We start from the raw sequence: 7,214 nt of genomic DNA on the forward strand, positions 1-7,214 counted from the left end.
CGGTCACACGTGTCTTAGATCAGAGAGCCCCAGTCAGGCAGGCGGTCTCAATCGGCGGTTACAGTTTTTCTATGTTGCGACGCTGATAGTCAGGTGCAAGGGTGCGGGCGACAGGCATGATCGCCAAACGGCAGAAGAAGGACGGTAGATGAGAATTCGATCCGTATCGGTCCTAATGGCCGGTTTCGTACTCGGTGCATGTTCGGCAGTAGTGAATGACAGTTCTGATAGTCGACAGGACCAAGAGCTATCTGAAGCCGTAGCGGCCTTGGCGGCACCCGACCAAAACCTCGCATCGGCGCGGCTGCGGTCGAGTGACGGCTGCTACTGGTATCGCCATTCCGGCCCCGTCGAAACGACAGAATTGCCGCTTCGGACAGTCGATGGCCAGCACATTTGTGTGCAAACTACCACTTAGATGCTGACAAGGAAGCTGACGGCCATCTTCTGAAGACTACTGCAGGGTCGGGGCCGGAAATACCAATGCCATATTCCGCACGTCCCTCAACTTTGGGCAGTAACGCTTTCTTTGGCGGAATAGAGGAAGGCCGTCGAATTGATCTCGACTTCTGGATAAAGCTGGTTGATGTGCGCCATCACCATGCGCACACAGCCCGAACTAGCCCGTGAACCAATGGACCGCGGTGAGGGTGTACCGTGGATCCGTAGGTAAGTGTCCCGATCCCCCACATAAAGGTAGAGGGCGCGTGACCCCAAAGCATTGTTCGGTCCTGGTTCCATCCCTTCCGAGTACTGCGCATAGGTTTCGGGATCACGCTCAATCATGGACTGTGTCGGCGTCCAGTGAGGCCACTTGACCTTGCGCTTGATTGTATAAGTACCAGGCTCGTATAGGCCACCCCGTCCAATGGCTACGCCGTACCTCATGGCTGTTCCACCCTGTTCGATATGATAAAGATACCGCGCCACGGCATCGACATGAATGTCACCTGGCGTAAGGTCGGCATTGGCAACGACCCGCTGCGGCAGAAAACGCGAATGCAAGCCCCACGGATTGGAAGTCGCCGGATCGAAGTTTGGTGGTGTCACCTGTGCATCCCAAGCGGCCTTCTCGGCCTCTGTTGGCCATGTGTTTGCGAGAAGGGGGCTCGCTATAGGAGCAGAGAACAACATGGCCGTCGTCGAAATGAAGTGGCGTCTCGTAAGCATACTTTCTCCTGATCCAGGAAGGAGCCTAATGCCGAAGAAAAGCCGGCAGGTTACTACCCTCACATAGGACCTCTACCAACTTTAGCTTCAAGGTATTGCTGGGAAAATTCTTGATGAATTCGACGAGCATGTGGCTGCTCACGGTATGGAGGGGCGAGCCGTCCCGGGTTTGTCGGAGGCTCCAGCTGACCTGATGCTGTGGGCGGCCTCTGCACCACCGCAGCGTGCGATAATTTTGCCGATGAGCCAACTATAAGGAGCGCTTTCCTTACCCTTAACCGGAGCTACAACTCAGAGAGTGTTCTGAGCTGCCCGGATATAAATCATTGGATCTACAGCCTCGCCTTTCACCCGGATCTCATAGTGGAGATGGGGGCCGGTTGAGCGTCCAGAGCTTCCCATATCGCCAATTTGCTCTCCACGTGAGACTTTTTGTCCGACCTTGACGCGGATCTTATTCAGATGGGGATAACGTGTTTCGATTCCGAACTCGTGCTGAACCTTAATGATGCGGCCATAGCCACTCTGCCAACCGGCATATGTAACCACGCCGTCTGCAGTTGAGTAGATCGGTGTGCCGACAGGCCCAGCCATATCAAGGCCCTTGTGCATTCGACCCCAGCGCGGGCCAAAACCTGAAGTGTAGCGGAATGAAGCTTGCACAGGCATAGCGAAGGGAATGCGCTCGACAGCGAGCCGGTAGTGGTTGATGCGGTCGAGCTGGTCTAGAATTCGGTTCGCTCGCAGTGTTTCGTCTGCAAGATCTGCCGCTCCCATTGTTGACATCTGGATCTGCGTCAAGGACGCGCTTTTCTGGGAATGGTCCTGATGCACGTCGCGCATCAGCTGTTCGGGTTCGAGGTCTGCCGCGCGAAACATGTCATCGAGCGGCTCGACAGGCACCGTCAACGCATCCTCAAGCTGTCCGAGGATTTCGTTGTTCCGCTCTTTCATGAGACGCAGTTCTAGATCGAACTTTTCGGTAACCACGCTAGCGTCTATGGCCTCCGTTGCTATCTGGTCGCGTTCGGCAGCCGTTTCGGCGAGTGCATTCGCCAAGAGGTCAATGGCACCGATCGACGCATCGGAAGCCTGCACCACATCGCCGGCTTCGCTAGCCTGCAAAGTGGCCAGCCGCTCCTCAGCTTCCTTTCGGTCGGACATGGTTTTCCGCAAGGTTGCTTGCAGAGCTCTAAGCCCTGTGTCGAGTTCGCGGTGGCGTTCCGTAGAAGTCAGAAGTTCGCTCTGTAGTGCCGAGATCTGCTCAAGGGCGGCGACGAAGCGTTCTTGGGCCGCTACGGCTTCTTTTCGACGTAGGTCACGCTCATCGGACAATGCATTGAGACGGCCCTCATAGATATTCAAGTCACGTGCAGCTTGGTCTCGGTAGCTCCCGGCTCCGATCGAGTCGATGAGTAAGATCGCCGTCACGAGAATTGCCCAAGAAACGAACATCCCTCCTGCAGTCCAAGCCAGCAGTTGAGCCCTGACCCCCAGACGAACAAAGCGGGTATGGTTCTCTGACTTGATAAAGAGCCGCCGCTCCGGCACGCGACGTTCAAAAGCCGCATATACACGCTTCATCGGTTGCGACGTCAATGGCTCGCCCCAGCTTGCTGCGACCATGGATGGCCGTATCTCCGCGAGACTGAGTATCGGCGCCGCCAAGAAATCGCAACGAATTTGACAGCTGCCTTTGGCAGACCACTGCTGGTTTAGCCCCCATCGGCGTTATCTTGCCAGAAACCGTCCGTATGATCTCTTTGCGGAAAAGGGCTCATCCGATCTCGCGCCCTACAATATGCCATGCGAGTCAGACTGATCGGACTCGGCGGGACCCGGGTCGAGACTACAGACGAGGATCTCGGGCGCTTGGCGGCCTGATCCGGCCGCCCCGCTTTGATCTGAACACCACTGCGTTTGCCCAAAATGGGGATCGAGCACCATCTCTTTCTGGAGTGTTGTTGCCGCCAGCCCATCATTCCCACGGCGGAAGTCCACGAGCCGCATGGGGATCACGATCGGCAGGCGCTGATCCGGCAGGATTTCGACCGAGCCTCGCGCAGCGCCGCGGCAATCTCGGCGATTCGCGCCGTCGGCGTGGAAGGCATACCCGGATCACCACGCCCCATGGGTCTCGATCTCGATCCACTTAAAGGGCGCCGCCTCTGGTTCGGGGTGGGCCAAAGGGGGAGGCTTCACCCTCAAGCTCGCCCAGCATGATGCCCGCGAAAAGTTGGAGAATTGGCGCAGAGACTACAACGAGGTTCGGCCCCACAGCGCGATCGGATATAACGTCCCGATCTACATCCATAATCCCGGTGGCGCCACCAGCCTGTCACCGGAATGAAGGCCGAAAACTTCAGAACCCGGCGGTTCAAGGTTGGGTCCCAGAGCACAAACCCGCAAACTCTCGTAATGACCGAGGGACCGGCGGGGAGCAGCTCATCTTGCATATGGTCTCTCCCCCATTCTTGAGGCTCGGCACCAGCCAATCTGGCGCAACCCTCGAACGGAGAATGCCGTGGGAGAGGCCACTGACCCAGTCAGCTCACTGCCCGATCATGGGGTCTAAAGCCTTTTAGCGGCGTCGCTTTGCCCGATTCTTAGGCGTATATGTCGATGGGCGTCCCGATCCGCACCATGGCGTAGATTTCTTCGATTTGACGGTCCGACACCGCGATGCAGCCTGCCGTCCAGTCGCGCTTGTTCATGGGATCGATCCCGCGCCTTGGGCCGCCGTGAACAAAGATATCCCCTCCGGGAGATCGACCCTGCGCCTCCGCGAAAGCAATGTCTGCCTCATTCGGATAGGAAATGCCGATGGAGAGATGAAAGAGGCTGTTGGGGTTGCGCCGGTCAATTGTGTAGGAACCTTCAGGAGTGCGACCGTCTCCCTCGAATTGCTTGTGGCCTTCGGGCGCGAAGCCGAGACCGATGGGGTAACTTCGCACTATACCATCAGCACCGTCCAGGATCAGAAAGCGTTGCGCCTTGTACATCCGCAGCCGGATGACTTCGGCTCCATTGTCAGATCTGAATTTGCTGGCACAGCCCGACAGAACGGCGGTCAATCCGCCCGATAGAAAGGCTCGCCGCAGAATTCTGGTATTCATCACTACTCGACGCCTCATTTGCGAGGTCTGGTTCGGTTGGAACGCTACTCTACCAAAAACGCCGGATCAATGACCATGCGCCAGTGCACCTTTCGCCATCTGGTCGCCCACTCGTTCACCGCCCGATGGGCTTTCCTTGATCCGGTGGCCATTCAGAAGCCGCAGCGCATTGGCCACCACTAGCAGGGATACGCCCACATCGGCGGCGATCGCACCCCACATCGAGGCCATGCCAAATGCTGTCAATCCGACAAACAGGGCCTTGGCTGCCAGTGAGATGCCAATGTTCTGATGAATGATCGTCATGGTCCGACGCGAATGACCTATAAGCCATGGCACGCGATCGATATCGTCGGTCATCAGCGCGATGTCAGCCGTCTCGATGGCCGCATCCGATCCGACGGCACCCATCGCGATGGCATAATGTGCCCTTGCCATGGCCGGCGCATCGTTCACGCCATCGCCGATCATCGCCACCATGTCATGGTCTGCGACCAGTTCCTCGATAATCCTCACCTTGTCCTCTGGCAGCAGTTCGGCACGCACCTTGTCGATGCCGACCTCGGCAGCTACCGCGCGGGCGGTGCGTTCATTGTCCCCGGTCAGCATGACGATTGTCTTCACGCCCCTCGCGTGCAGTTCCGCCACGATGCGCTTGGCATCAGGTCTGATGCGGTCGCGCAATTCCAGAATGCCGGTCACGCCTGTTTCGTCCCCTATAGCAACGAGCGTGCTACCAGCCCCTTCGATCCGATCACGGAGATCTGCCGGAATGCAATTGCTGAATCCTTTCTCGCCGGCGAACCGGTCCGAGCCAAGCCAGATGGAGTGCCCGTCGGCGCGCCCTTCCAATCCTCGCCCCGGCACCGTTCGTGTCTGGTCCGCTGCCGACACGTCGATACCCTCGGATTCGGCGCGCGCAAGGATGGCACGGGCCAACGGGTGCGACGAACGCGCCTCCAGTGCCGCCGCTCGCTTCATCAGGTCATGCGCCGAGGCATCGCCCAAGGGGTAGACTGCTGCCACTTCGGGCTCGCCCATGGTGATCGTTCCGGTCTTGTCCATCGCGAGCGCCGTGGTGCGGCCCGGCGCTTCGACATAGGCGCCGCCCTTGATGAGCACCCCCGCTCGTGCCGCAGCGGTAAGCGCCGCCACGATGGAAACCGGCGTAGAAATGACCAGCGCGCAGGGACAGGCGATGACCAGAAGCACCAGCGCATTGTAGAACCAGTAGTCCCAGCCCCCCCCCAGGAGGATCGGTGGCAACAGCGCAATGGCGATCGCCAGCATCATGATAATGGGGGTGTAGATGCGTGCAAACTTTGCAACCCACTGTTCGACCGGCGCGCGGCGCGCGTGGGCATCGCCGACCATGCGGATGATTTTCGCCAGCACAGTGTCCGAGGCGGCCTTCGTCGCGCGAATGGTTAGCGTACCCTCACCGTTGATCGTGCCGGCATAAACCTCGTCGCCGCGCTCCTTGGGCACCAATGCGCTTTCCCCGGTGATCGGCGCCTGATCGACGGCCCCTGCCCCGTCCACGACTTCACCATCGAGGGGAATACGGTCGCCGCCGCGCACGATGAAGCGGTCGTTCACGGCGACCTCTGCCGCTGGAACATCCGTCTCGATGCCGTCCGGTCGGATCACCCGCGCCGAGGGCGGTGCTAGATCCAGCAGGGCCGACACCGCGTTGCGCGCGCGTCCGACGCTCCAGCTTTCGAGATAAAGAGAGAGAGAGAAGAAAAACGCGACCGTAGCAGCCTCAAAGAACTCACCGAGCCCGATGGCGCCGACCACGGCAACTACCATCAGCAAGTTCATGTCAGGAGAAAACCGTCGCGCAGAAGACCAAGCCTTGGGCGCAACCAGCCAGACCCCAAAGAGGATCGCAACAGCAAACAGCCCCGCTTCCACCAATGGCATCGTCATTTCACCATGCCCTGCGAACAGCCCAAGCGCGCCACCCATTCCGGTCTCAACGATGTGATAGAGAAAACCCGCCGCCCAACAGCTGCCACTCAGTGCGGTGAAGCGCTTCTGACGTACCAGATGCGCCGCCTGGTCCTTCGCTGCGTTGTCTGCATCCCACGGCTTGGCGCTCATCCCCGTGCTTGTGACGAGCTGCGCAACTTCGTCGTCCGAAATTCTGTCAGCGGTGTCGAGGATCGTCATTCGTCCGTTTATGACATCGAACGCCAGATGCTCAGTCCCGCCGACCTTCGGACCAACAACCCTGTTCAGGATCGCCACCTCTTCTGCACAGTCCAGACCAGAGACCTGGAAACTTCGTCCGTTCGAGGGAATGGGATGTGCCGATCCCGTGTTGGTGCGAACACCGCAACACGCACTACCCTCTCGATGAGAATGTTCATGTTCGCTTGAGTCGTCGTGGGCGCGATCATGGCGGTGGTCATCAGAAGACATGGATTGACCTCGGGATTCGTTCATTCCACATCAGAATAGCCCCTACAGCAACTAGAGCTTCAAGGGGTAAAACAGTATTTTCGCTCAGCAGGGAAACCGACCGGCGGCAACTTCAAACGCGCCGCTATCGTCAGATAATGGGGTTCACCTGCCAAAAGGGTGAAATGGATATGCTTCAACGGCCCGCGGTGATCATGGTAACAACACTGGCCCTTGCAGGTTGTGCTGCGCCTACGATGGAAGACAATGCTTAGTCCAAGATCGGCAGTGTTCCAGAAGCTGTCGCTGTCCTCGCCGCGCCTGACCAGAACCGCATCACGGCGCGCCTTCTTCCTGAAGATACTTGCTATTGGTATGAGCATAGTGGGCCGGAGAGAACGACCTTGGAGCCGTTGCGATCGACAAGCGGCAACCCCATCTGTGTCGCGCGCCAATCCTGATTGGCCCATCGGCATTTCCTATCCCAATGAGGCCGACATCGCGTTTGCGGAAGCGCTTGGC

The 7,214-nt window shown here is 58.6% G+C and carries 4 protein-coding genes and 2 pseudogenes; 2 read left to right on the top strand and 4 right to left on the bottom strand.

Features of this window, described 5'->3' with window-relative positions; genetic code table 11:
* Positions 1 to 504: 504 nt before the first annotated feature.
* Together CJ301_RS18010 and CJ301_RS18015 are read right to left on the bottom strand one after the other, a co-directional pair.
* Positions 505 to 1,170, bottom strand: a complete 666-nt coding sequence (locus CJ301_RS18010) for a L,D-transpeptidase (protein WP_099278729.1) — start codon at positions 1,168 to 1,170, stop codon at positions 505 to 507.
* Positions 1,171 to 1,461: 291 nt separating this feature from the next.
* A complete protein-coding gene (locus tag CJ301_RS18015) occupies positions 1,462 to 2,796 on the bottom strand; it encodes a DUF5930 domain-containing protein (RefSeq protein WP_254050204.1) in 1,335 nt (444 codons plus the stop codon).
* Between the two features lie 595 nt (positions 2,797 to 3,391).
* Here CJ301_RS18015 and CJ301_RS18020 point away from each other — a divergent pair.
* Positions 3,392 to 3,520: pseudogene (locus CJ301_RS18020) on the top strand (integrase core domain-containing protein); the annotation flags it as partial.
* A 256-nt stretch (positions 3,521 to 3,776) separates the two neighbouring features.
* Here CJ301_RS18020 and CJ301_RS18025 read toward each other — a convergent pair.
* Together CJ301_RS18025 and CJ301_RS18030 are read right to left on the bottom strand one after the other, a co-directional pair.
* Positions 3,777 to 4,286: a L,D-transpeptidase family protein gene (locus tag CJ301_RS18025; RefSeq protein ID WP_099278731.1), complete on the bottom strand. Its 510-nt coding sequence runs from the start codon at positions 4,284 to 4,286 to the stop codon at positions 3,777 to 3,779.
* Positions 4,287 to 4,352: 66 nt separating this feature from the next.
* Positions 4,353 to 6,713 carry a heavy metal translocating P-type ATPase gene (locus CJ301_RS18030; RefSeq protein ID WP_173812391.1) on the bottom strand — a complete coding sequence of 787 codons (2,361 nt, stop codon included), beginning with the start codon at positions 6,711 to 6,713 and terminating at the stop codon, positions 4,353 to 4,355.
* A 267-nt stretch (positions 6,714 to 6,980) separates the two neighbouring features.
* On the opposite strand from CJ301_RS18030, the pseudogene CJ301_RS19425 reads away from it, so the two are divergent.
* Positions 6,981 to 7,214, top strand: a pseudogene (locus tag CJ301_RS19425) (hypothetical protein); the annotation flags it as partial.

This window comes from Limimaricola cinnabarinus (assembly GCF_002723615.1).
Lineage (GTDB): Bacteria > Pseudomonadota > Alphaproteobacteria > Rhodobacterales > Rhodobacteraceae > Limimaricola > Limimaricola cinnabarinus_B.